Annotated in this window: 20 protein-coding genes; 18 read left to right on the forward strand and 2 right to left on the reverse strand. The window is 33.2% G+C overall.

The genetic code is table 11. The features are described 5' to 3' along the window. The first annotated feature begins 65 nt into the window (after window positions 1-65). The 4 genes from hisA (at window position 66) to hisIE (ending at window position 2,882) form a co-directional block, all read left to right on the forward strand. Window positions 66-809, forward strand: a complete 744-nt coding sequence (gene hisA / locus OA93_RS04880; protein ID WP_039112020.1) for a 1-(5-phosphoribosyl)-5-[(5-phosphoribosylamino)methylideneamino]imidazole-4-carboxamide isomerase — start codon at window positions 66-68, stop codon at window positions 807-809. A 98-nt stretch (window positions 810-907) separates the two neighbouring features. Then, a complete protein-coding gene (gene hisF, locus OA93_RS04885) occupies window positions 908-1,663 on the forward strand; it encodes an imidazole glycerol phosphate synthase subunit HisF (RefSeq protein ID WP_039112021.1) in 756 nt (251 codons plus the stop codon). 28 nt (window positions 1,664-1,691) lie between these two features. Beyond that, window positions 1,692-2,258 (forward strand): STM3941 family protein, encoded by a 567-nt coding sequence (locus OA93_RS04890; RefSeq protein WP_039112022.1) that lies wholly within the window; start codon window positions 1,692-1,694, stop codon window positions 2,256-2,258. Window positions 2,259-2,282: 24 nt separating this feature from the next. Continuing rightward, the gene (hisIE, locus tag OA93_RS04895; RefSeq protein WP_039112023.1) at window positions 2,283-2,882 is read left to right on the forward strand and encodes a bifunctional phosphoribosyl-AMP cyclohydrolase/phosphoribosyl-ATP diphosphatase HisIE; all 600 of its coding nucleotides are present in this window, start codon (window positions 2,283-2,285) and stop codon (window positions 2,880-2,882) included. A gap of 182 nt (window positions 2,883-3,064) precedes the next feature. On the opposite strand, the gene OA93_RS04900 is transcribed toward hisIE, so the two are convergent. Then, complete coding sequence (locus OA93_RS04900; RefSeq protein ID WP_039112024.1) at window positions 3,065-3,763, reverse strand: carbohydrate-binding family 9-like protein; 699 nt, start codon at window positions 3,761-3,763, stop codon at window positions 3,065-3,067. Between the two features lie 176 nt (window positions 3,764-3,939). Here OA93_RS04900 and OA93_RS04905 point away from each other — a divergent pair, with 176 nt between their 5' ends. Together OA93_RS04905 and OA93_RS04910 are read left to right on the forward strand one after the other, a co-directional pair. Next, complete coding sequence (locus OA93_RS04905) at window positions 3,940-5,595, forward strand: M1 family metallopeptidase (RefSeq protein ID WP_039112155.1); 1,656 nt, start codon at window positions 3,940-3,942, stop codon at window positions 5,593-5,595. Window positions 5,596-5,823: 228 nt separating this feature from the next. Beyond that, a complete protein-coding gene (locus tag OA93_RS04910) occupies window positions 5,824-6,033 on the forward strand; it encodes a hypothetical protein (protein WP_039112025.1) in 210 nt (69 codons plus the stop codon). A gap of 83 nt (window positions 6,034-6,116) precedes the next feature. On the opposite strand, the gene OA93_RS04915 is transcribed toward OA93_RS04910, so the two are convergent. After that, window positions 6,117-7,661 (reverse strand): hypothetical protein, encoded by a 1,545-nt coding sequence (locus OA93_RS04915; protein WP_039112026.1) that lies wholly within the window; start codon window positions 7,659-7,661, stop codon window positions 6,117-6,119. Between the two features lie 155 nt (window positions 7,662-7,816). Here OA93_RS04915 and OA93_RS04920 point away from each other — a divergent pair, with 155 nt between their 5' ends. From OA93_RS04920 to OA93_RS04975, 12 genes are all read left to right on the forward strand, one after another. Next, window positions 7,817-8,992 (forward strand): 2-isopropylmalate synthase, encoded by a 1,176-nt coding sequence (locus OA93_RS04920; RefSeq protein WP_039112156.1) that lies wholly within the window; start codon window positions 7,817-7,819, stop codon window positions 8,990-8,992. Window positions 8,993-9,038: 46 nt separating this feature from the next. Next, a complete protein-coding gene (leuB, locus tag OA93_RS04925) occupies window positions 9,039-10,157 on the forward strand; it encodes a 3-isopropylmalate dehydrogenase (RefSeq protein ID WP_039112027.1) in 1,119 nt (372 codons plus the stop codon). Window positions 10,158-10,427: 270 nt separating this feature from the next. Then, a complete protein-coding gene (ilvD, locus tag OA93_RS04930; protein ID WP_039112028.1) occupies window positions 10,428-12,101 on the forward strand; it encodes a dihydroxy-acid dehydratase in 1,674 nt (557 codons plus the stop codon). Between the two features lie 125 nt (window positions 12,102-12,226). Continuing rightward, entirely contained in the window at window positions 12,227-13,924 is a 1,698-nt protein-coding gene (gene ilvB / locus OA93_RS04935; protein ID WP_039112157.1) for a biosynthetic-type acetolactate synthase large subunit, read from the forward strand. A gap of 76 nt (window positions 13,925-14,000) precedes the next feature. Next, window positions 14,001-14,525 carry an acetolactate synthase small subunit gene (gene ilvN / locus OA93_RS04940; protein WP_039112029.1) on the forward strand — a complete coding sequence of 175 codons (525 nt, stop codon included), beginning with the start codon at window positions 14,001-14,003 and terminating at the stop codon, window positions 14,523-14,525. A 75-nt stretch (window positions 14,526-14,600) separates the two neighbouring features. Further along, window positions 14,601-16,070: a ketol-acid reductoisomerase gene (gene ilvC, locus OA93_RS04945; protein WP_039112030.1), complete on the forward strand. Its 1,470-nt coding sequence runs from the start codon at window positions 14,601-14,603 to the stop codon at window positions 16,068-16,070. Window positions 16,071-16,628: 558 nt separating this feature from the next. After that, window positions 16,629-18,536: an acetate--CoA ligase gene (gene acs, locus OA93_RS04950; protein WP_039112031.1), complete on the forward strand. Its 1,908-nt coding sequence runs from the start codon at window positions 16,629-16,631 to the stop codon at window positions 18,534-18,536. Window positions 18,537-18,719: 183 nt separating this feature from the next. Continuing rightward, window positions 18,720-19,853, forward strand: coding sequence for an NAD(P)/FAD-dependent oxidoreductase (locus OA93_RS04955; RefSeq protein WP_039112032.1), 1,134 nt, complete (start codon window positions 18,720-18,722; stop codon window positions 19,851-19,853). Further along, entirely contained in the window at window positions 19,853-20,566 is a 714-nt protein-coding gene (locus tag OA93_RS04960) for a methyltransferase domain-containing protein (RefSeq protein WP_039112158.1), read from the forward strand. Before OA93_RS04955 ends, OA93_RS04960 begins: the two co-directional genes overlap by 1 nt. Further along, window positions 20,563-21,615 carry a type III polyketide synthase gene (locus OA93_RS04965; protein WP_039112159.1) on the forward strand — a complete coding sequence of 351 codons (1,053 nt, stop codon included), beginning with the start codon at window positions 20,563-20,565 and terminating at the stop codon, window positions 21,613-21,615. Before OA93_RS04960 ends, OA93_RS04965 begins: the two co-directional genes overlap by 4 nt. A gap of 12 nt (window positions 21,616-21,627) precedes the next feature. Beyond that, entirely contained in the window at window positions 21,628-22,056 is a 429-nt protein-coding gene (locus OA93_RS04970) for a beta-hydroxyacyl-ACP dehydratase (protein ID WP_039112033.1), read from the forward strand. Between the two features lie 277 nt (window positions 22,057-22,333). Next, entirely contained in the window at window positions 22,334-23,617 is a 1,284-nt protein-coding gene (locus tag OA93_RS04975) for a beta-ketoacyl-[acyl-carrier-protein] synthase family protein (RefSeq protein WP_039112034.1), read from the forward strand. Window positions 23,618-23,631 lie beyond the last annotated feature (14 nt).

Consider the following 23,631-nt stretch of genomic DNA (forward strand, 5'->3'; position numbering starts at 1 on the left):
TGAAAAAATCCAACAATCTTTAAATTATTAAATTTTTAAATCTTTTAATCTTTTAATAAAAAACAATGAGAATAATACCAGCCATAGATATCATCGAGGGAAAATGTGTTCGCTTATCCAAGGGCGATTACAATACTAAGATTATTTACAACGAAAATCCGCTAGAAGTAGCCAAATCATTTGAAGCACACGGAATAGAATACCTGCATTTAGTAGATTTAGACGGTGCAAAATCGAGCCGAATCGTGAATTATAAGATTCTGGAAGAGATTGCTACAAAAACAAGTTTAAAAATTGATTTTGGAGGAGGATTAAAATCTGATGCGGATTTAAAAATTGCTTTCGAAAGTGGTGCAAACCAAATAACAGGCGGAAGTATCGCAGTAAAAAACAGAGAAATATTCGAAAAATGGATTGCCGAATACGGTTCCGATAAAATAATCCTTGGTGCTGATGCTAATAATGAAAAGGTAGCAGTTTCGGGCTGGCTAGAAGATTCTAATGAAGATTTGATTCCGTTTATTAAAGAGTATCAAAGTAAAGGAATCCAGTACATAATATGCACTGATATAGCCAAAGACGGAATGCTCGAAGGTCCAAGTTTTGATTTGTATGCTAAGATTTTAGAGAATTGCAACGCTATATCAAGTGGAGTTGGAATAAAACTAATCGCATCTGGTGGAATTTCAACTTTTGACGAATTACCTAAACTAGCCGAATTAGGTTGCGAAGGAACTATTATAGGTAAAGCAATTTACGAAGGTAGGATTTCATTGAAGCAACTAGAGAACTACATAATTAGCAAATAATTGAGGATAATGAGTCAATTAGAAAATTAGATAATAATTTTTTCACATTGCTTTTAAATTATCTAATTGACTAATTATCTAATTAACAAATTGAAAAAATGTTAACAAAAAGAATAATCCCTTGCCTGGATATAAAAAACGGAAGAACTGTAAAAGGGGTAAATTTCGTAGATTTACGTGACGCGGGAGATCCAGTGGAATTAGCCAAAATATATTCAGACGAAGGTGCTGATGAATTGGTTTTTTTAGATATTTCGGCAACCGAAGAAAGACGCAAAACCTTGATCGATTTAGTTCGAAAAGTAGCTTCGACAATAAATATTCCGTTTACCGTAGGTGGCGGAATCTCATCTGTCGAAGATGTTGAAATTTTGCTGAATAATGGCGCTGATAAAGTTTCTATTAATTCTTCTGCAGTCAAAAATCCGCAGTTAATTAATGACTTAGCACAAAAATTCGGAAGCCAATGCGTGGTTGTCGCCATAGACGCTAAACAAATTAACAATCAATGGATTGTGCATTTAGTAGGCGGAAAAGTTCCTACTGAATTAAATCTCTTCGACTGGGCTGTAGAAGTTGCCCAACGTGGTGCAGGTGAAATTTTGTTTACCTCGATGGATAATGACGGAACTAAAAACGGATTTGCAAACGAAGCTTTGGCTAAACTTTCAGAATTGGTAAATATCCCGATAATAGCATCAGGCGGAGCAGGAAATATTCAGCATTTTGTTGATACTTTTAAAAACGGTAAAGCTGATGCAGCATTGGCGGCAAGCGTTTTCCACTTTAAAGAAATCGAAATAAAAGCCTTAAAACAAGAGCTTAAAAATAATAATATTGAAGTAAGGCTTTAAGTGAAATATTTATAATACAAACCAATATATGCAGAACAAAGACAAAATAGAAATCCCAATGAGTAAAGGTAAATTGATAAAATTATTATTTTTTTCAATCCTATTTTTAGTTGCAAGCCTTTGGATACTATTGGATCAACCCGAAGTAAGAAATCCGATTTTTAATAATCTAATTATAAAAAACACAGCCTCTATTTTGGGGACTTTAATGGGATTGTTTGGTATATATTTCTGTACAAAAAAATTATTAGACAAAAAACCGGGAGTTATTATTGATAATATGGGAATAGTCGATAACTCATCGGGAGTTTCAATAGGAAGAATACCATGGTCAGATGTTATGGCTGTTGCCGAACGAGCAGTTATAACTCAAAAATTTGTTACCATTTATCTTAAAAATCCAGAAGATTATATTAACAAAGAAACTAATTCGATTAAAAGAAAAATGCTTAAAATGAACTTTAAAGAATCCGGTTCGCCAGTAAGTATTTCTGCGAATGGACTTAAAATTCCTTTTATCGAACTGAAATATAATATAACACAGAAATTTGAAGAATTTCAAGCTAATGAAATTAAATCATCTTTAAATTCTTAATTTTTTTAATCTTTAAATAAAAAAATGAAAATAGATTTCTTAAAAAATAGCGACGGATTAATTCCGGCAATAATACAGGATAGCGAAACCAAAAACGTATTGATGCTTGGTTACATGAACGAAGAAGCATATCAAAAAACAATCGAAACTCAAAAAGTTACATTCTACAGCCGTACCAAAAAACGATTGTGGACAAAAGGCGAGGAGAGCGGTAACTTTTTGCACTTAAAAAGTATCAAAAACGACTGCGATAACGACACACTTTTAATACAAGTACAACCCGAAGGACCAACCTGTCATACAGGTGCAGACACTTGCTGGCAAGAAGAAAATAAAACTAATTACGGATTTATTACCAATCTTGAAAACACTATTAAATCAAGAAGAGAAAACGCCGACTCAGAGAAAAGTTATGTTGCTTCGCTATTCAAGTTAGGAATCAATAAAATAGCTCAAAAAGTAGGCGAAGAAGCCATAGAAGTGGTTATCGAAGCCAAAGACGATAACGATGATTTATTCTTGAGCGAAAGCGCCGATTTACTTTTTCACTACCTCATCTTATTACAAGCCAAAGGTTTCCAGATAGAAGATGTTGTAGAAGTACTAAAAAAACGTCAGAAGTAGTTTAATAGGGAACAGCAACCTTTGTCAAAGTTCAAAATTTTGACAAAGGTCTCTAAGACGCACTGCGGTGCGCCTCTACGAGAAACCTTTGCCTCTCTGAACCTCTAAATAAGAAGTGCTGCGGTGCGCCTCTACGGAAAACCTTTGTCCCTTTGCGCCTCAGAACCTTAGTGCCTTTACCCTTACTCCACAAACTCAAAAACCTTAAACTGATCAGGCTGATGAAATCCAAATTGTGAGCCGTCATAAGGGGAAATTGCCTGATATTCGGTTTCATTACCATAATCGATTCTAAAAAGATTTCCTTTCCATTTTGTACCAATTATAGGAACAGTAAAACCTGCATCTTTAACTGCGGTTAAGCTAGAAAACGGAATCATGATTTCGGTATCATAACCGTCTTTGTTAATTTTACTGGCGGTTTTTAGCCCAGTAATATCTAATGAAATATCGGTATCCCAGCCACCGCAAGAAGGTGAAATACAATGAATAATCATATCATAATTGCTTGAAAAAGCATTAACACCAATCTCGATATAGTTTTCAGAATCTCCATCGAGATCCAGAAATAACTCAACCAAATCATCGGTGTTAAATATTTGAGTATCATGATTTATAGCCGAGCCAATAATTTTAGAATCTTTACTCTTATACCCCAAATATAAGTTTTCATTATCCCAAGAAAGAGAAACATACGTTTCCTGAGTCGCTTTTACTCCAGAATCATGTATAACAAATGGGCCAATAAAAGGAGTGTTCCAATCGGATAAATCACCATCGATAGTAATAGCATTCGTTATTCGATGAATAGGAATATTTTGAGAATAAGATAAAAATGAAAAATGAAATACTACAAAATAAAATAAATGGGAGAGCTTCATAACTAGGATTATAGCTTTATATCTTGCTAAAATAAGCAAGAAAATTTAGATAACAATAGTTAAATATTTCAATAATTTTAAAAATGAAAACTATCACGAATTTAATTCGATTAGTTACATTTGTTGAAATAAAAATTAATACCAGAAAATTATCTATTATCCAAAAACTGAAATTCATGAAAAAATGTTTTAGCGTTATCTTTTTCGCAGCATTTGTTTTTAATTACGCAAGTGCACAAGGGCTTCTCAATAAGTCCGAAACTGCCTTTACAAGACAAGATACCTTACGCGGTAGTATTACCAAAGAGAGAGCTTGGTGGGATTTAAAATACTACCATTTAGATGTAAAAGTAAATCCAAAAGATAGTACGATTACGGGATCAAACACTATACGATATACCGTTTTGCAGGATTACAACAAAATGCAAATCGATTTGCAAAAACCAATGAATATCTACAAAGTTATCCAGGATGGTAAAGAATTAAAATTTGAAAGAGAAGGAAATGCTTTTTTTGTTCAATTAACGGCAAGCCAAAAAGTTGGCGAAGTAAAAGAAATAAAAGTATTTTTTGGAGGTAAACCAAAAGTTGCGGTAAGACCACCATGGGATGGAGGAATTACTTGGAAAAAAGATAGCAAAGGCAATGATTTTATCGCCTCATCATGCCAAGGATTAGGCGCTAGCGTTTGGTGGCCTTGCAAGGATCATATGTATGATGAAGTCGAAAATATGCTTATTAGTGTAAACGTTCCGGGACATTTAATGGATGTTTCTAATGGTCGTTTGCAAAGCGTAAAAAAATTAAAAGACGGTACAAAAACGTATAACTGGTACGTTGCAAACCCAATTAATAATTACGGAGTAAACATAAATGTTGGAGATTACGTTAATTTCTCAGAAAAATATAAAGGAGAAAAAGGCGATCTGGATTGTAACTATTATGTTTTAAGAGAAAACTTAGAAAAAGCCAAAATACAATTTAAAGACGCACCAAGAATGCTTAAAGCCTTTGAGCACTGGTTTGGCCCTTATCCTTTTTACGAAGACAGTTATAAACTGGTAGAAGCTCCTTATTTAGGAATGGAACACCAAAGTAGTGTAACTTATGGTAATGAATATAAAAATGGTTATCTGGGACGTGATTTAAGCGGAACAGGTTGGGGATTAAAATTTGACTTTATCATTATTCATGAATCAGGACATGAATGGTTTGCTAATAATATTACCTATAAAGACATTGCTGATATGTGGGTTCACGAAAGTTTTACCAACTATTCCGAAAGCCTGTTTGTAGAATATTATTATGGTAAAGACGCTGGTGCAGAATATGTAAGAGGTTGCCGAAAAGTTATTCGTAATGACAAACCAATCATTGGTAATTATGAGGTAAACAATGAAGGTTCTGGCGATATGTACCAAAAAGGAGCCAATATGTTGCATACAATACGTCAGTTAGTAAATAATGATGAAAAATGGAGAGCTATTTTAAGAGGATTAAATGCTACATTTTATCACCAAACAGTTACGACACAACAAATAGAAGATTATATGAGTAAAGAAGCAGGAATAAACTTAACTCCAGTATTTAATCAATATTTAAGAACAACGATGATCCCAACATTAGAGTATTACTTTAAAGGAGAGCATTTAACATATCGTTGGTCAAATGCAGTGGCAGGATTTAATATGCCAATAAAAGTTACTCTAAACGGTGTTGAAACTTGGTTAAAACCAGTTGCCGAATGGAGTAATCTAAAAGTAGAATCTGGAAAAACAGATTTAAAATTAGATATCAATTTTTATGTTTCTGAATTCAATATTACAAAATAAGAATTTACATAAAACCTATACAAAGGCTTCCAAATTGGAAGCCTTTTTTTATTGAGAATAATTTAAGATTTTTTACTATAAAACTATTATTTGTTATAAAACTTACAAATTAATTATGTTATGTTAATTATTTTTATAATTTAGATTAGCTAAACATTTATCTATTAGCAAATTAAAAAGCGTAATCCGAAAAGCTAAAGAGTAGGAAAAAATCAAATTATTACAATTATGAAAAATTTAAAAAACCTAAAAAATGTTGAAATTATTAGTAATAACGCTCAAAAATTAATATTTGGAGGTGTTAAACTTCCATACGTAAATCCTACAATTGGTTTATGCGATAGATTATGTGGAGAAGCTGGAGGAGTACTATCTAATACACCAGGAAAAGGAGATGTTTGTTTGCAAGGAACATCAACATGCTGTTATTGCAGATAAAATAGACTCAAAGGTTCTGAGGTTCTAAGTTACAAAGGTTTAAAATCTTTTAAATTTTCTTAGTACCTCAGAACCTTTTCTCTTTATCTATTAATAAGCTTCGCTTTTTCTCTCATGATATCGGCTATTTTTCGATTCTCGATTTTGCTTTCAAGCCACGAAATAATATCCAAGTATAAAAATGCTCTTTTTTCGTAAGTGTTTTTTTCCAACTCGATAAAACGCTCACGCATCTTTATAAATTCCTTTTTAATATCGTTAGGGTAGAAGTTATTTAGGTTCTTTAAAAACTTAATTATCTCTTTTTGTACTTCGTGTAAGTCATTCATTTTTAATAAAAACTTATACGTGTTCTTCAATTGATTTTCTAAGTAATAATCTTTCCCTAATTCATAATGAACAATAAGGCATAATATTCGGGAGAAACACATTAAATCTTCACGCATTGTAAGATTCTTATTGTTTATGATTTTCTCTAAATAAAATATAGATTCATTATACTTTTCGTTACCAAAATAAATACAAGCAATTTTATAGTAAAACAACATCTCGTGATGTTCATCAAGATGCTCACTATGAAGTTTTATTTTATCTAATATTTCTGGAATTAAATATTCGCTTTCAGCAAAAGACGCATCAAGAATATGATAGTTCAGTTTATTGTTATACAAATATAAGAACGATAACGAAGCCACATTATCATTTACAGGAAAACGCGGATCATTAATGGTTTCTTCTAATAAAGATAGGTATTTCTTAAAATTAGATTTGTATTTCAACATATACAGCGACTCCAGGAAATAATGGTTTCCTTTTAAAAAGAATACAGGATTTAAGAAAATCATATTTGGATTATCGTAAAACAACGTAACCCATTTATAGGCATATTTATAACTTGCCAAGAAATCCTGAACCAAGAAACTACGCCATAAATTGGCATTATAAAACCAATATTTTTCGCGGAAACCAAACTTACTTTCGTCTAATTTGGCAATATGTTTATTAAAATAATCATCGATGTATTTATATTCCTCATCACTCTTTACATAACCCGTTTTTAGCATTATACCATATAGCTGTAGCGAAAGATTAGAAAGTTTACTAGAAATAGTATTACGGTAATTTAATTCTTTGGCCTGAATAACCAATTCGTCGGCACGACCTTGAATACTTCGTGTAATATATTGAGACTCGATTAATTTCTCGAACTCAACAATTTCATACGCCATATACTTTTCGTCATTCTCTAAAGCTTGCTGTTTGGTTTTATCCAAAATTTTCAAACTCTGTTTATACAACCCTTTATTATAAAGAATAGCAGCAAAATCAATTTGTTCACGTAACTGATAACGAATGTTCTGGCTAGGAATATTCAACCGAATACTAACCAGAATTTGCTTGTATAAATACGATTTAAGGTTTGATAATTGTACTTTTTTAATAATTCCGCTTTTCAAAATAAGCTTCTCATCATAGCTTTCAGACTTATCTAAAATATTGAAGAGCTCGATAAATTTTGTATTTGAGCTAGTTTCTAATCGACTAGCAAAAATCTTGAATTGTCTTTTTTCGGATTTGGAAAGGGACTTTATTAATACAAATAAAAAATCTTTTTGATGGTTAGCCATTGTAAAATATAATAATGTAATTTATTGATATTTAGATAGTTGATAGGTTTTAATTTGTGTTATGAACAGTATATTTTCACTAAAATGAATTTCATACTAAAGTAATACAATATAAGTTTGTTATCAGGATGTGAAATTACATTAAATATATTAAAATGAATAGAGAGAAAGTTCAAATTTTTGATACCACCTTAAGAGATGGCGAACAAGTCCCGGGATGTAAGTTAGATACAAAACAAAAGTTAGTGATAGCAAAACGCCTGGACGAAATGGGAGTTGATATCATTGAGGCAGGTTTTCCTGTGTCTAGTCCAGGGGATTTTTTATCAGTCTCTGAGATTTGCAAAATTGTAGAGAACGCCACCGTCTGTGGTCTTACAAGAGCTGTAAAAAATGATATTGATGTTGCAGCAGCGGCATTAAAACATGCAAAAAAACCTAGAATCCATACAGGAATCGGAACCTCTGAATCTCACATCCTCCACAAACTCAATACAACCAGAGAAGACATTATAGCAAGAGCAAAATTTGCAGTATCGCACGCCAAATCATACGTAGAAGATGTAGAATTTTATGCAGAAGATGCTGGTAGAACTGATAATGCGTTCCTTGCAAAAGTCTGCGAAGAAGTAATAAAATCGGGCGCAACAGTGCTTAATATTCCAGATACAACAGGATATTGTTTACCTGACGAATATGGTGCAAAAATTAAATATTTAAAAGAAAACGTAAAAGGCATCGAGAATGTAATTCTTTCTTGCCATTGTCATAATGATTTAGGAATGGCAACTGCTAACTCAATTGCAGGAGCTATAAACGGAGCAAGACAAATAGAATGTACTATTAATGGTATTGGCGAAAGAGCTGGAAATACAGCCCTTGAAGAAGTAGTAATGATTTTTAAACAACATCCTTACCTAAACTTAGATACCAATATCAATACACGACAGTTAAACGAAATGAGTCGTTTGGTTTCTGAAAGTATGGGAATGATAGTTCAGCCAAACAAAGCTATTGTAGGAGCAAATGCTTTTGCACACAGTTCAGGAATACATCAGGATGGTGTGATTAAGAACAGAGCAACTTACGAAATCATGGATCCATTAGATGTTGGAGTAAATGAATCTTCGATTATTCTTACAGCAAGAAGCGGAAGAGCAGCATTGGCTTACCGAGCTAAGAAAGTAGGTTACGAACTTACCAAAGTACAATTAGATATTGTATATGTTGAGTTTTTAAGATTTGCAGATATTAAAAAAGAAGTTATAGATGAAGATATTCATCAAATTATTGAAGCTTGTAAAATAGAAAGTGAATTAATCAGAAGTTAATTTAAAAAAATAAAATAAGATTTAAATACATAAAGAACGAGGCATTATGAATTTGAAAATAGCAGTTTTATCGGGGGACGGAATCGGACCAGAGGTAATTTTACAAGCCAAGAAAGCATTACATGCTATAGGCGAGGTGTATAATCATGAATTTGTTTTTGAAGATGCACTTATGGGAGCAATTGCGATCGATAAAACAGGGAATCCACTTCCTGAACAAACACTGAATCTTTGCTTAAATACCGATGCTGTTTTATTTGGCGCAATCGGAGATCCTAAATATGATAATAATCCAAGTGCAAAAGTTCGTCCGGAGCAAGGATTATTAAAACTGCGTAAAGAACTTGGTTTATTTGCAAACATACGTCCGATAAAGCCATACAAAGCATTATTAGATGCATCACCTTTAAAAAGACAAATTATTGAAGGTGCTGATTTTACAATTTTCAGAGAACTTACCGGAGGAGCATATTTTGGTGAGAAAACATTAAATGAAGCAGGAACACATGCTTCTGATTTATGTGAATATTCAGAAGAAGAAATCACAAGAATTGCACATTTAGCTTTTAAAGCAGCACAAAATCGTCGCAAAAAAGTAACAATGGTCGATAAGGCTAATGTACTTGAAACGTCTAGATTGTGGAGAAAAGTTGTAAAAACGGTAAGTGAGAATTACCCAGATGTTGCCTTAGATTTTCTATTTGTAGATAATGCAGCAATGCAAATTATCCTTAACCCAAGACAGTTTGATGTTATCCTAACAGAAAACTTATTTGGAGATATCCTATCAGATGAAGCTAGTGTAATTACAGGTTCTATCGGATTATTAGCTTCGGCTTCATTAGGAGAAAAAAATGCGCTTTTTGAACCAATACACGGTTCTTATCCGCAAGCAAAAGGAAAAAACATTGCAAATCCTATTGCATCAATATTATCGGCCGCCATGTTATTAGAGCATTTTGGTCTTTTTACCGAAGCAAATAAAGTATATGAAGCTGTAGAAAAAGCAATAGAATATCAAGTAGTGACAACAGATTTAAAATCTGATTCAAAATTTGGAACTAACGAAGTAGGAGAGTTCGTTTCTAATTTTATTTTAAGCAAAGATGACTTGCTTTATTTCAATAATGATAACGTATATATCGGACAGTCTACGATTGTTTAAGGTAAAATGTTAAAATCGTGAAATTAATCACAAGAAGAAGTTGAAATGTTGAGATTTTATTTTTTTAGTAGTATTAGTTTTTATACTTTTGACACATCTAAAAAGAAAACATGAGAATTTCAATTATTATATCTTCTGTCATTATTGTCAATGTGGTAATCACATATACATAGGGGAATGGTATAAATATAATTGAAAAATAATATTATAAACCTTCCAAATACTGGAAGGTTTTTTTTTGAATAAAAATTAAAATACAAATAACACATAATGGAATTAAATAAGTACAGCAAAGTCATTACTCAAGACCAAACACAACCAGCAGCACAAGCAATGTTGTACGGAATTGGTCTAACTGAAGAAGATTTGAAAAAAGCACAAGTTGGAATTGTAAGCATGGGATATGAAGGTAACACTTGTAATATGCACCTGAACGATTTAGCAAAAGATGTAAAAAAAGGAGTTTCAAATGCAGATTTAGTTGGATTAATTTTCAACACAGTTGGTGTAAGTGATGGAATCTCAAACGGTACTGACGGAATGCGTTTTTCATTAGTTTCTCGTGATGTTATTGCTGACTCTATCGAGACAGTTATGGGAGCACAATGGTACGATAGTTTAATTGCTATTCCAGGTTGTGATAAAAATATGCCAGGAGCTCTAATTGCAATGGGAAGAGTAAATCGTCCTGCACTTATGGTTTATGGAGGATCAATTCATTCAGGAAAATGGAAAGGAGAATCTTTAAATATTGTTTCTGCTTTTGAAGCTTTAGGAAAAAAATTCCAAAATACTATTTCTGATGAAGATTTTAAAGGAGTAATTCAAAATGCATGCCCAGGAGCAGGTGCTTGTGGCGGAATGTACACTGCAAACACTATGTCATCGGCAATCGAAGCATTAGGTATGAGTTTGCCATTTAGCTCATCATATCCAGCTTTGAGCCCAGAAAAAAGACAAGAATGCATTGAAGCAGGAAAAGCAATCAGAGTATTATTAGAAAAAGATATTAAGCCAAGAGATATTATGACTCGTAAGGCTTTTGAAAATGCAATTACACTAGTAGCAGTTTTAGGAGGTTCTACAAATGCAGTTATGCACTTAATTGCAATGGCACATTCTGTAGATGTAGAAATTACATTAGCAGATTTCCAAAGAATCAGTGATAAAACACCAGTACTTGCTGATTTAAAACCAAGTGGTAAATACATGATGGAAGATTTACATGATGTAGGAGGAGTTCCAGCAGTAATGAAATATCTATTAAAAGAAGGATTTATTCACGGAGATTGTTTAACAGTAACAGGAAAAACAGTAGCCGAAAATTTAGCTTCAGTTTCAGATTTAAATGATGGACAAGAAGTGATTTTTGAAATCCAAAAAGCATTAAAACCAACTGGAAATATCCAGATATTATACGGAAACCTGGCTACAGAAGGAGCGGTTGCCAAAATAAGCGGAAAAGAAGGAGAATATTTTGAAGGAACAGCAGTCGTTTTTGAAAGCGAATTTGATGTAATTCCAGGTATTCAGGCCGGAAAAGTAAAACCAGGAGATGTAGTCGTCATCAGGTATTGTGGGCCAAAAGGTGGTCCGGGGATGCCCGAAATGCTAAAACCAACATCGGCTATTATAGGAGCTGGTTTAGGAAGCAGCGTTGCTCTTATTACAGACGGTAGATTCTCTGGAGGTTCACATGGATTTGTGGTAGGACACATAACACCAGAAGCTTATGATGGTGGTGGTATAGCCTTAGTACAAGATGGTGATTTAATAACTATCGATGCGATTAAAAATACCATTAACCTGAAAATATCTGACGCAGAATTTGATGAAAGAAAAGCTAATTGGATTCAACCAGCTTTAAAAGCCTCAAAGGGAGTTTTGCTTAAATACGCAAGATCAGTTTCCAGCGCCTCTACAGGTTGCGTTACTGATAAATAGTATTCAATTACAATTTCAAAAGTTTAATTTCAAAATTCAAAAAAATGAAGGAATTATTGAAAGAAGAAAATATAGATCTAATCTCTACTTTATTTGAAGGTAGGAGTGAAGAAAAAGATACCGATATGGAAAAGATAAAAATATCAGGCGCTGAAGCCGTGATAAGATGTTTGTTAGAAGAAGGAGTAGACTTGGTTTATGGATATCCGGGTGGAGCTATAATGCCTGTTTACGACGAGTTATACAAATTTAAAGATCAATTACACCACGTTCTTGTACGCCACGAGCAAGGTGCAACGCATGCAGCTCAGGGATATGCAAGAGCAACGGGAAAAGTAGGTGTTGCAATTGCTACATCTGGTCCCGGAGCAACAAACTTGGTTACAGGAATTGCCGATGCACAAATCGATTCGACTCCAATGGTTTGTATTACAGGACAAGTTGGGAAACATTTACTTGGTTCTGATGCTTTTCAGGAAACTGATATCATCGGAATTTCGACTCCAGTAACAAAATGGAATTACCAAGTTACCGAAGCTTCAGAAATTCCTGAGATTATCGCAAGAGCATTTTATATCGCAAGATCAGGTCGTCCAGGCCCAGTTTTAATCGATATAACTAAAAATGCACAATTTGATGAATTTGAATTTAGCTATAAAAAATGTACAGGAATAAGAAGTTATACTCCAGTTCCTAAATTAAAATTGGATAAAGTTGCAGAAGCAGCCGAATTAATCAATAAAGCTAAAAAACCATTTATCGTTTTCGGACAAGGAATTATTCTCGGTCAAGCCGAAGAGCAATTAAAAGCTTTGATTGAGAAATCTGGAATTCCAGCTGGTTGGACAATATTAGGACTTTCGGCTTTACCAACAGACCATCCGTTAAACGTAGGAATGTTAGGGATGCACGGAAATTACGGACCAAACTTACTTACTAACGAATGTGATGTTCTAATTGCGTTAGGAATGCGTTTTGATGATCGTGTTACAGGAAATTTAGCAACTTATGCTAAACAAGCCAAAGTGATTCATTTTGATATCGATCCAGCTGAAATTGATAAAAACGTTAAGACAGAAGTTGCTGTTTTAGGAGATGTAAGAGAAGCATTAGATGCATTACTTCCGTTAATTGAAAATAACAAACACGAAGCTTGGCATAATATATTTAAAGAAAAGTATCAAATAGAGTTTGATTCGGTTATAAAAGAAGAATTAAACCCTACAAATAATAAAGGTATTTCAATGGGTGAAGCCATGGAAATGATTAACAAGCACTCCAAAGGTGATGCGATAATTGTTTCAGATGTTGGTCAGCACCAAATGTTTGCTTGTCGCTATGCTAAATTTAATACAACCAAAAGTAATGTTACTTCTGGAGGTTTAGGTACAATGGGATTTGCTTTACCAGCTGCAATTGGAGCTAAAATGGGAAGACCAGATCGCGAAGTTGTAGCAATTATTGGAGATGGAGGATTCCAGATGACCATTCAGGAATTAGGAACTATTTTCCAAACAAGAGTACCAGTAAAAATCGTAGTACTTAACAATGAATTCTTAGGAATGGTACGTCAATGGCAAGAATTATTTTTTGACAACAGATACGCTTCTACAGAAATGATTAATCCAAATTTTGTTGCTATTGCTGAAGGGTATTATATCAAAGCAAAAAAAGTAACAAAACGAGAAGATTTAGATGCAGCTGTTGCCGAAATGATGGCTTCAGAAGATGCTTATTTCTTAGAAGTTATGGTTGAAAAAGAAAATAATGTATTCCCAATGATTCCAACAGGAGCATGTGTTTCTGATATCAGATTAAGCTAAATAAAAAAGTTTAAGGTTTAAGGTTTAAAGTTGAGCAACTTGGAACTTTAAACAAGAAAACTTTAAACAAATAACTATGGAAAATAGAACATTTACCATTTCGGTATACTCAGAAAACAATGTGGGTTTATTAAATAGAATATCAGGAATATTCTTAAAGCGACACATTAATATATTAAGTCTAAACGTTTCAGAATCAGAAATAGACAATGTTTCAAGATTTATTATCGTTGTAGAAACAACAGAAAAATGGGTTAAGAATATTGTTGGACAAATCGAAAAACAAATCGAGGTAATAAAAGCTTTTTATCACACAGACGAAGAGACTATTTATTTAGAAAATGCATTATTTAAGATACATTCAAGTTTGTTATTTGATGAAAAACAAATTCAGAACATTATCAAAGAAAGTCAATCTACCATCGTAACTGTTTCTCGTGACTTTTTTGTGATTTCAAAATCAGGAAGACGTTCAGAGATTGAAGAAGTACATGCGAAACTGAAACCATACGGAATCATGCAGTTTGTACGTTCAGGAAGAATTTCGGTTTCTAAAGAAAAAATGGAAGTATCAACATTACTAGAAGAACTAAAACTGTAGTCAGTTTTAGTCTGTAATACCAACTAACTTATACAATTATTAAATTACACATTCATTAAATATTTTTTAAAAAAAATGGCAAATTATTTCAACACATTACCACTAAGATTACAATTAGAACAATTAGGCGTTTGCGAATTTATGGAACAATCAGAATTCGCTGATGGGATTGCTGCTTTAAAAGGAAAAAAAGTAGTTATCGTAGGTTGTGGAGCTCAAGGATTAAACCAAGGTTTAAACATGAGAGATTCAGGACTTGATATTTCTTACGCTTTACGTCCAGATGCAATTGCAGAAAAAAGAGCTTCTTATAAAAATGCTGCCGAAAATGGTTTTAAAGTAGGTACTTATGAAGAATTAATCCCAACAGCAGATTTAGTATGTAATCTTACTCCAGACAAACAACATACAGCTGTAGTTACAGCGATTATGCCATTAATGAAAAATGGCTCTACACTAGCATATTCTCACGGTTTTAATATTGTTGAAGAAGGAATGCAAATTCGTAAAGACATTACTGTAATTATGTGTGCTCCTAAATGTCCAGGTTCTGAGGTTCGTGAAGAATACAAAAGAGGATTTGGTGTACCAACATTAATTGCTGTTCACCCAGAAAACGACCCAAATAATTTAGGTTTAGATCAAGCTAAAGCTTATGCTGTAGCAACTGGTGGACACAAAGCAGGAGTTTTAAAATCTTCATTTGTTGCCGAAGTAAAATCGGATTTAATGGGAGAGCAAACTATCCTTTGCGGAATGTTGCAAACTGGATCTATCTTATGTTTTGACAAAATGGTCGAAAAAGGAATCGAGCCAGGTTATGCTTCAAAATTAATCCAATACGGATGGGAAACTATTACAGAAGCCTTGAAACATGGTGGAATCACTAATATGATGGATCGTCTTTCTAATCCTGCAAAAATTGAAGCTTACGAAATTGCAGATGAATTAAAAGATATTATGCGTCCGTTATTCCAAAAACACCAAGACGATATCATGTCTGGAGAATTCTCTAGAAATATGATGATTGACTGGGCTAATGACGATGTTAATTTATTGACTTGGAGAGCTGCAACAGGAGAAACTAACTTTGAAAAAACGGCTCCAACTGAAGCTGCAATTTCTGAGCAAGAATACTTTGATAATGGAGTATTAATGATTGCAATGGTAAAAGCTGGTGTAGAATTAGCTTTTGAAACTATGACAGAAGCGGGTATTATCGAAGAATCTGCTTATTACGAATCATTACACGAATTACCTCTAATTGCAAATACTGTTGCAAGAAAGAAATTATACGAAATGAATAGAATTATATCGGATACTGCCGAGTATGGTTGTTATTTATTTGATCACGCTTGCAAACCGTTATTAACTGATTTCATGAAAACAGTTGATACAAATGTAATCGGAAAACCATTCTCATCTTCAAATGGAGTTGACAATGCAGTACTTATCGCAGTTAATAAAACTATTCGTCTACACCCTATCGAAGAAGTAGGAGCGTGGTTGAGAGAATCGATGACTGCAATGAAAAAAATTGGATAATTAAATTAGGACTTCAACAAGTGTTGGAGTTTGCGCTGTATCTCTGTTTTTATATAATATTTTGAATTAGTAAGCACTTATTAAGATAATATGGATATAGATGCATATTACTTTCACTTAACTACAAACGAGGCGATAGTTAAGTGGAGTAATACCTAATAAAAGACATTTTAACCCCTGTCTTTTAGTATTCTATTAATTAATAATGTTGCTGCTATTTTCAAAATCGAGAAGATATTGTAAGATGCAGAAAAATGAAATTAATGCCTTATTTACACATTAATAAATTAGTGAAAACAATTGATTCGAATTTATCTAAATCGCAATTTTCTGGCATTAAAATTAATTGTTGTTGATCTTGTTAAGACTAAAGGCATGATATTGTTTATCATGCCTTTTTTCATGCAAAGTAAATTTACCTATAATCGCAAATTTTTAAATGAATGCAAATAAATTGCTAAATTTTAAATACATAATGCAATTTTTTGTCATAATTAATAAATTAAATAGTTTTAAGAATAGAAAGAGATTTAATACTTTTATAAAAAAATTGGAAACATGAGTTATTACAAAATTGAAAATTTAGAACAATATTTTAAACACTACAATAAATCTGTTCGTGAACCAAGAAAATTTTGGGGAAAAATAGCAGAGGAAAATTTCACATGGTATCAACAATGGGAAAAAGTTGTTGATTTTAATATGGCAGATGCAGAAGTAAAATGGTTTTCTGAAGCAAAAGTAAATATTACTAAAAACTGTATTGACAGACATTTAAGTAAAAGAGGAGAAAAAACAGCAATAATATTCGAACCAAACGATCCATCAGAAAGTTCATTACATATTACTTATAATGAGTTGTACGAGAGAGTTTCGAAAATGGCAAATGTTCTTCGTGAACAAGGAATAAAAAAAGGAGACAGAGTTTGTATTTATTTACCAATGATTCCAGAATTGGCAGTTTCAGTTTTGGCATGTGCCAGAATTGGAGCAATACATTCAGTTGTATTTGCAGGATTTTCGGCATCGGCAGTAACTGCTAGGATAAATGATAGCGAATGTAAAATGGTTATCACTTCTGATGGAGGTTATAGAGGTAACAAAACGATTGATTTAAAAGCAATTGTTGATGAAGCGTTAGAAACTTGTCCATGCGTAACCAAAGTATTGGTTGCAAAAAGAACAAAAACTGAAGTAAAAATGAAAGAAGGGCGTGACCAATGGTTGCAACCGCTTCTAGATGCTGCATTAGACTATAATGTTGCGGAAATTATGGATGCAGAAGATCCGTTATTTATCTTATATACATCTGGTTCTACAGGAAAACCAAAAGGAATGGTTCATACCACAGCCGGATATATGGTTTACACAGCTTATACATTCAAAAATGTTTTTGCTCACGAAGAAAATGATATTTTCTGGTGTACAGCCGATATTGGTTGGATCACAGGTCACTCATACATATTATACGGTCCATTATTAAATGGAGGAACAACTGTAATCTTTGAAGGAGTTCCATCATACCCAGATTTCAGCCGTTTTTGGGAAATTATAGAGAAACATAAAGTAACTCAGTTTTACACTGCGCCAACAGCAATTCGTTCATTGGCAAAAGAAAGCTTAGATTATGTTCAAAAATACCCTTTAAAATCACTTAAAGTAATTGGATCGGTAGGAGAGCCTATCAACGAAGAAGCTTGGCACTGGTACAATGACCACGTAGGAGATAAAAGATGTCCAGTTGTAGATACTTGGTGGCAAACAGAAACTGGAGGAATCATGATTTCACCAATTGCTTTTGTAACGCCTACAAAACCTACATATGCAACATTACCACTTCCTGGAATTCAACCCGTTTTAATGGATGAAAAACGCAATGAAATAGAAGGAAACCAAGTAGTAGGAAGTTTGTGTATTAAATTTCCATGGCCAGGAATCGCCAGAACTATCTGGGGAGATCACCAACGTTATAAAGACACTTATTTCTCAGCATTCCCGGGTAAATACTTTACAGGAGATGGTGCATTAAGAGACGAAGTAGGATATTACAGAATCACAGGTAGAGTAGATGATGTTGTAATTGTTTCAGGACACAACCTAGGAACGGCTCCAATAGAAGATGCTATTAATGAGCATCCTGCAGTAGCTGAATCTGCAATTGTTGGATTCCCACATGATATAAAAGGAAATGCTTTATACGGTTTCGTAATCCTAAAAGAAACAGGAGAATACAGAGACAGAGCCAATTTAAGTAAAGAAATCAACCAATACATTTCAGATCACATTGGGCCAATTGCTAAGTTAGATAAAATTCAGTTTGTATCTGGTTTACCAAAAACACGTTCAGGAAAAATCATGCGTAGAATTTTACGTAAGATTGCCGAAGGAGATTACTCAAACTTTGGAGATATCTCGACTTTATTGAATCCAGAAATTGTAGAAGAGATTATGAAAGAAAAAATCTAATATCTTTTTCAAAAAATAAATTTCTAAGCTGTCTTAAATCGAGGCAGCTTTTTTTGTTTTAAAATGGGTTATTATCAATAAATTAGTTAAATTAGCAATAGCATTAATTCGTTAAAATCTAAAACACCTTATAAAAAATAGATTAACGAACTCATAACTGTTAAAAACGAATAGTATCTACATATGAAAAAAAATGCTGATGTAGTGATTATTGGTGGCGGACTAGCAGGACTTACTTGCGGGATTCATTTATCTAAAATGAAACTACAAGTGATTTTAATTGAAAAAAACGAATTCCCAAAACATAAAGTTTGTGGCGAATACGTTTCTAATGAAATCAAGCCCTATTTGGATTGGCTTGATTTGAAAATTCAAGATTTAAACCCTACAACAATTACAGAGCTAGAATTCTCTGCACCCAACGGCAAATTAATTCATTGTACTTTACCATTAGGAGGATTCGGGATTAGTCGGTATACATTAGATTATCATTTATACCAAAAAGCAATCGAAAATGGATGCGAAATAATTCATGATACTGTCGAAGATATTGATTTTAAAAATGATGTATTCACAGTTTTAACTTCAGATGCTAAAATGTTTATTGCTAAAATTGCAATAGGCGCTTTTGGCAAACGTTCTAATTTTGATCAAAAACTACAACGCAATTTTATTCTGAAAAAAGCACCTTGGCTCGCTGTAAAAGGGCATTATAAAGGAGATTTTCCTAGTGATCTTGTAGGTTTGTACAATTTTGAAGGAGGTTATTGTGGTGTTTCAAAAGTTGAAAATGACATCATAAACATGTGTTATTTAGTGAATTTTGAAACTTTTAAAAAATTCAAAAATATCGATGACTTCCAAACTAATATTATCTATAAAAACGCACATTTAAAGCAGATTTTTACAAATAGCACCCCATTGTTTGAAAAACCATTAACGATAAGTCAGATTTCATTTGAAGAGAAAACGGCAATAGAAAATCACATATTAATGGTTGGTGATAGCGCAGGACTGATTCAGCCATTATGCGGAAACGGGATGGCAATGGCAATTCATAGCGGCAAAATAGCATCTGAATTAATTACAGATTTTTTTACTAATACAATTAAATCAAGAAAAGAACTTGAAGAAAAATATACCAAATCATGGAATTACAATTTTAAGAAGAGATTGAAAACTGGACGCTTTCTAGCTTCTCTTTTGCAAAATAAAACCAAATCTACATTTGTTATGTGGTTATTAATTCAATTTCCTTTTTTGTTACCTCAAATCATAAAAAGAACACATGGCAAACCTATAACTCTAAATTATTAATGGCAATAAAAACCAAATACAGAACCGATGATCCTGAAATTATGGATGATTTCAATTTAGAAGGTGAAATTTTGCAAAATGCTTTGGATAAAATCGCCAGAATAAACCAACTGCTAGGAGGGAACCAATTAACTTTACAAGGAGTCGAAAAATTATTAAAAGGCATTGATAAAAATCAAACTATAACTATTATAGATATAGGATGCGGAAATGGTGATATGTTAAGAAAATTAGCCGATTATGCATTAAAACACGATTGGGATTTTCAGTTAAGAGGTATTGATGCTAATGCATTTACAATAAGCTATGCTCGAAAATTATCCAAACATTACCCCAATATCAGCTACCGCTGTGAAGATGTATTTAGTGAAGCTTTTAATCAATTAAAATATGATATTGCCTTATGTACATTAACCTTACATCATTTTAAAACGGATGAAATTATTAATCTGGCAGCTATTTTTAATGTTAATGCAAAGTATGGCGTTGTTATTAATGATTTGCAAAGAAGTATAATTTCATATCGTTTATTTCAAGCATTATGCTTTATTACCCGATTAAACGGAATGCCTAAGAAAGATGGTTTAATATCTATTTTAAGAGGATTTAAAAAAAGTGAATTGGTTGATTTTTCAAAACAATTAAACTTAAAAAAATATACCATTCAGTGGAAATGGGCTTTCCGATACCAATGGATAATTTCAAAAATATGAGTGTAAAAATAACCACAGTTGTTAAGCAATTACCAAAATATTCCAGGACAACAGAAGAAATTATTCCTTTTTTAGATTCATGGCTTATTGGTCAGGATGATCGTTTTATTCGAAAAGTCAAGAAAATTTTTGAAGGAGCAGCTGTAGATAAACGATATTCTATTATGGATCCAATCGAAGTTTTTACCAATACTTCCTTTGAAGACCGAAACGATATCTATGTTCGTGAAGTTATCGATTTAGGAGAGAAAGTATTAAACAAAGCGCTACATAAAGCAAATTGGAAACCAGAAAGTCTTGATTATATCATTACTGTAAGTTGCACCGGAATAATGATTCCGTCCTTAGATGCCTATCTAATAAACAAGCTCAAACTACGCCAAGATATCGTGCGTCTTCCAGTTACCGAAATGGGCTGTGCGGCAGGAATTTCAGGAATTATTTATGCTAAAAACTTTTTAAAAGCCAATCCAGGAAAACGAGCTGCGGTAATTGCGGTGGAAAGTCCTACGGCAACATTTCAGTTAGATGATTTTTCGATGGCAAATATTGTCTCAGCAGCAATTTTTGGAGACGGAGCGGCTTGTACTTTGCTATCATCCCATAAAGACGATAACGGACCGGAGATTCTGGATGAAGAAATGTATCATTTTTATGATAACATACACATGATGGGTTTTAAACTTGTAAACACAGGATTGCAAATGGTGCTAGATATTGAAGTTCCAGAAACTATAGCTTCTCATTTTCCAAATATTATTCATCCTTTTTTAGCCAAGAACAATTTAAAAATAGAAAATATCGACCATTTGATATTTCATCCGGGAGGGAAAAAAATCATACAAACCGTAGAGGAATTATTCTCGGATCTAGGTAAAAACATTGACGATACAAAAGAAGTGTTGCGATTGTACGGAAATATGTCTAGCGCAACTGTTTTGTACGTTTTAGAACAAGTTATAGATAATCAACCTAAAAAAGGAACTAAAGGTTTAATGTTAAGCTTTGGTCCTGGGTTCTCAGCACAACGCGTTTTGTTGCAATTTTAAATTAAAGCAGAAATGACAAATCAGGATATAATAGCTAAGTTGCCCTATACCAAACCCTTTTTGTTTGTAGATGAACTTATTTCTATATCCGAAAATGGAGTAGAGGGGAATTATTATTTTGATGAAAATTTAGATTTTTATAAAGGACATTTTATCTCAAATCCAGTTACGCCAGGTGTAATCTTAACGGAAGTTATGGCGCAAATTGGGCTTGTGTGTTTAGGGATATTTTTATTAAACAAAGAGTTTACAGGAACTACCTCAATTGCTTTAACATCAGTTGATATTGATTTTTTAAAACCTGTTTATCCAAAAGAAAAAGTTACTGTTATTTCAGAAAAAATATATTTCAGATTTGGAAAATTAAAATGCAAAGTAAGCATGAAAAATGAACAAGGAACAGAAGTTTGTTCCGGGACGATTGCAGGAATGATTGTTTAGTGTTTCGCCTCAAAGATAGAACGCGGATTATACGGATTCGCTAAAGCGAAAACACTGAAAACAACGGATTTTTAAATCTGTGTAATGATTTTAATCTCTGGCTAATGAAAATTAATTAGAGGGAATTTGTGCTATTTGTGGCAAAACTGATTCAGCGCGTGGAGATCCTTCCTTCGTCAGGAAGACAAGATTGAGGAAGAATCCGTGTAATCATTTTAATCTGTGGCAAAAAAGTTTAGCAATAGTTATAGAAATTACAAACTTAAAAGTAAGTAAAATGCAAAATAGAGTTGTCATTACAGGTCTTGGAGTTGTTGCCCCAAATGGGGTAGGACTTGATGCCTTTACAAATGCATTAAAAAAAGGTTTATCAGGAATTAAACATGATTCAGAATTAGAACGATTACAATTTTCTTGTCAGATTTCAGGAAAACCGGAATTATCTCCTGAATTAATTGCGGAGTATTTTACCGAACTTGAATTACGAAATTTTAATGCCTCAGGGATCTTATATGGTGTAATTGCTGGATTAGACGCTTGGAAAGATGCAGGATTATCAATTGAAGAAAATGAAGAACCCGATTGGGATAGCGGAACAATATTTGGTTCGGGAACATCAGGAATAGAAAAATTTAGAGAAAGCATCTATAAAATTGATGATTTCCAAACCAGACGATTAGGAAGCACTGTTGTAGCGCAAACAATGAATAGTGGTGTAAGTGCTTATTTAGGAGGGAAACTAGGACTTGGAAATCAAGTTACAACCAATTCATCGGCATGCACAACAGGTACAGAAAGTGTTTTAATGGCGTATGAACGTATAAAGCTAGGTCATGCAAAACGTATTCTGGCCGGAAGTACTAGCGATTCTGGACCTTATATTTGGGGAGGATTTGATGCTATGAAGGTATGTACGTTTAAACACAATGATTCTCCCGAAAGTGGCTCAAGACCAATGAGTGCAAGTGCTTCGGGTTTTGTTCCTGGAAGTGGGGCGGGAGTTTTGGTACTAGAAGATCTGGAAACTGCTTTAAGTAGGGGAGCCCGAATTTATGCAGAAGTTCTGGGCGGAAATGTAAATTCTGGCGGACAACGTGGTAGCGGGAGTATGACTGCGCCAAACTCAGTTGCTGTACAAAAATGCATTAGTAGCGCATTAGAAAACGCTAAAATTTCGACTTCGGAAATTGATTTAATCAACGGACATTTAACGGCAACTTCTAAAGATGCTTTAGAAATTGAGAATTGGAGTATTGCATTAAACCGAAGGGGAAAAGATTTTCCGTATGTAAATGCATTAAAATCAATTATCGGGCATTGTTTGTCAGCGGCAGGAAGTATCGAACTTGTAGCAGCGGTTTTGCAACTACATCAAGGTTTTATTTCTCCAAATACTAATTGCGAGGATCTAAATTCTGAAATCATATCTATTATTGATAAGTCAAGAATCCCAACTCAATTAATTAATTCAGATCTAAATATTATTGCTAAGGCAAGTTTTGGTTTTGGAGATGTTAATGGCTGTGTGATTTTGAAAAAATATAACCAACTTTCAATTTAAAACTAATAATTAAA

The sequence above is a fragment of the Flavobacterium sp. KMS genome, from assembly GCF_000813005.1.
Classification (GTDB): Bacteria; Bacteroidota; Bacteroidia; order Flavobacteriales; family Flavobacteriaceae; genus Flavobacterium.

What these genes read in the sequence shown, in the direction of transcription:
- hisA (WP_039112020.1), top strand. Translation starts at nt 66, where the DNA reads ATGAGAATAATACCAGCCATAGATATCATCGAGGGAAAATGTGTTCGC.
- hisF (WP_039112021.1), top strand. Translation starts at nt 908, where the DNA reads ATGTTAACAAAAAGAATAATCCCTTGCCTGGATATAAAAAACGGAAGA.
- OA93_RS04890 (WP_039112022.1), top strand. Translation starts at nt 1,692, where the DNA reads ATGCAGAACAAAGACAAAATAGAAATCCCAATGAGTAAAGGTAAATTG.
- hisIE (WP_039112023.1), top strand. Translation starts at nt 2,283, where the DNA reads ATGAAAATAGATTTCTTAAAAAATAGCGACGGATTAATTCCGGCAATA.
- OA93_RS04900 (WP_039112024.1), bottom strand. Translation starts at nt 3,763, where the DNA reads ATGAAGCTCTCCCATTTATTTTATTTTGTAGTATTTCATTTTTCATTT.
- OA93_RS04905 (WP_039112155.1), top strand. Translation starts at nt 3,940, where the DNA reads ATGAAAAAATGTTTTAGCGTTATCTTTTTCGCAGCATTTGTTTTTAAT.
- OA93_RS04910 (WP_039112025.1), top strand. Translation starts at nt 5,824, where the DNA reads ATGAAAAATTTAAAAAACCTAAAAAATGTTGAAATTATTAGTAATAAC.
- OA93_RS04915 (WP_039112026.1), bottom strand. Translation starts at nt 7,661, where the DNA reads ATGGCTAACCATCAAAAAGATTTTTTATTTGTATTAATAAAGTCCCTT.
- OA93_RS04920 (WP_039112156.1), top strand. Translation starts at nt 7,817, where the DNA reads ATGAATAGAGAGAAAGTTCAAATTTTTGATACCACCTTAAGAGATGGC.
- leuB (WP_039112027.1), top strand. Translation starts at nt 9,039, where the DNA reads ATGAATTTGAAAATAGCAGTTTTATCGGGGGACGGAATCGGACCAGAG.
- ilvD (WP_039112028.1), top strand. Translation starts at nt 10,428, where the DNA reads ATGGAATTAAATAAGTACAGCAAAGTCATTACTCAAGACCAAACACAA.
- ilvB (WP_039112157.1), top strand. Translation starts at nt 12,227, where the DNA reads ATGGAAAAGATAAAAATATCAGGCGCTGAAGCCGTGATAAGATGTTTG.
- ilvN (WP_039112029.1), top strand. Translation starts at nt 14,001, where the DNA reads ATGGAAAATAGAACATTTACCATTTCGGTATACTCAGAAAACAATGTG.
- ilvC (WP_039112030.1), top strand. Translation starts at nt 14,601, where the DNA reads ATGGCAAATTATTTCAACACATTACCACTAAGATTACAATTAGAACAA.
- acs (WP_039112031.1), top strand. Translation starts at nt 16,629, where the DNA reads ATGAGTTATTACAAAATTGAAAATTTAGAACAATATTTTAAACACTAC.
- OA93_RS04955 (WP_039112032.1), top strand. Translation starts at nt 18,720, where the DNA reads ATGAAAAAAAATGCTGATGTAGTGATTATTGGTGGCGGACTAGCAGGA.
- OA93_RS04960 (WP_039112158.1), top strand. Translation starts at nt 19,853, where the DNA reads ATGGCAATAAAAACCAAATACAGAACCGATGATCCTGAAATTATGGAT.
- OA93_RS04965 (WP_039112159.1), top strand. Translation starts at nt 20,563, where the DNA reads ATGAGTGTAAAAATAACCACAGTTGTTAAGCAATTACCAAAATATTCC.
- OA93_RS04970 (WP_039112033.1), top strand. Translation starts at nt 21,628, where the DNA reads ATGACAAATCAGGATATAATAGCTAAGTTGCCCTATACCAAACCCTTT.
- OA93_RS04975 (WP_039112034.1), top strand. Translation starts at nt 22,334, where the DNA reads ATGCAAAATAGAGTTGTCATTACAGGTCTTGGAGTTGTTGCCCCAAAT.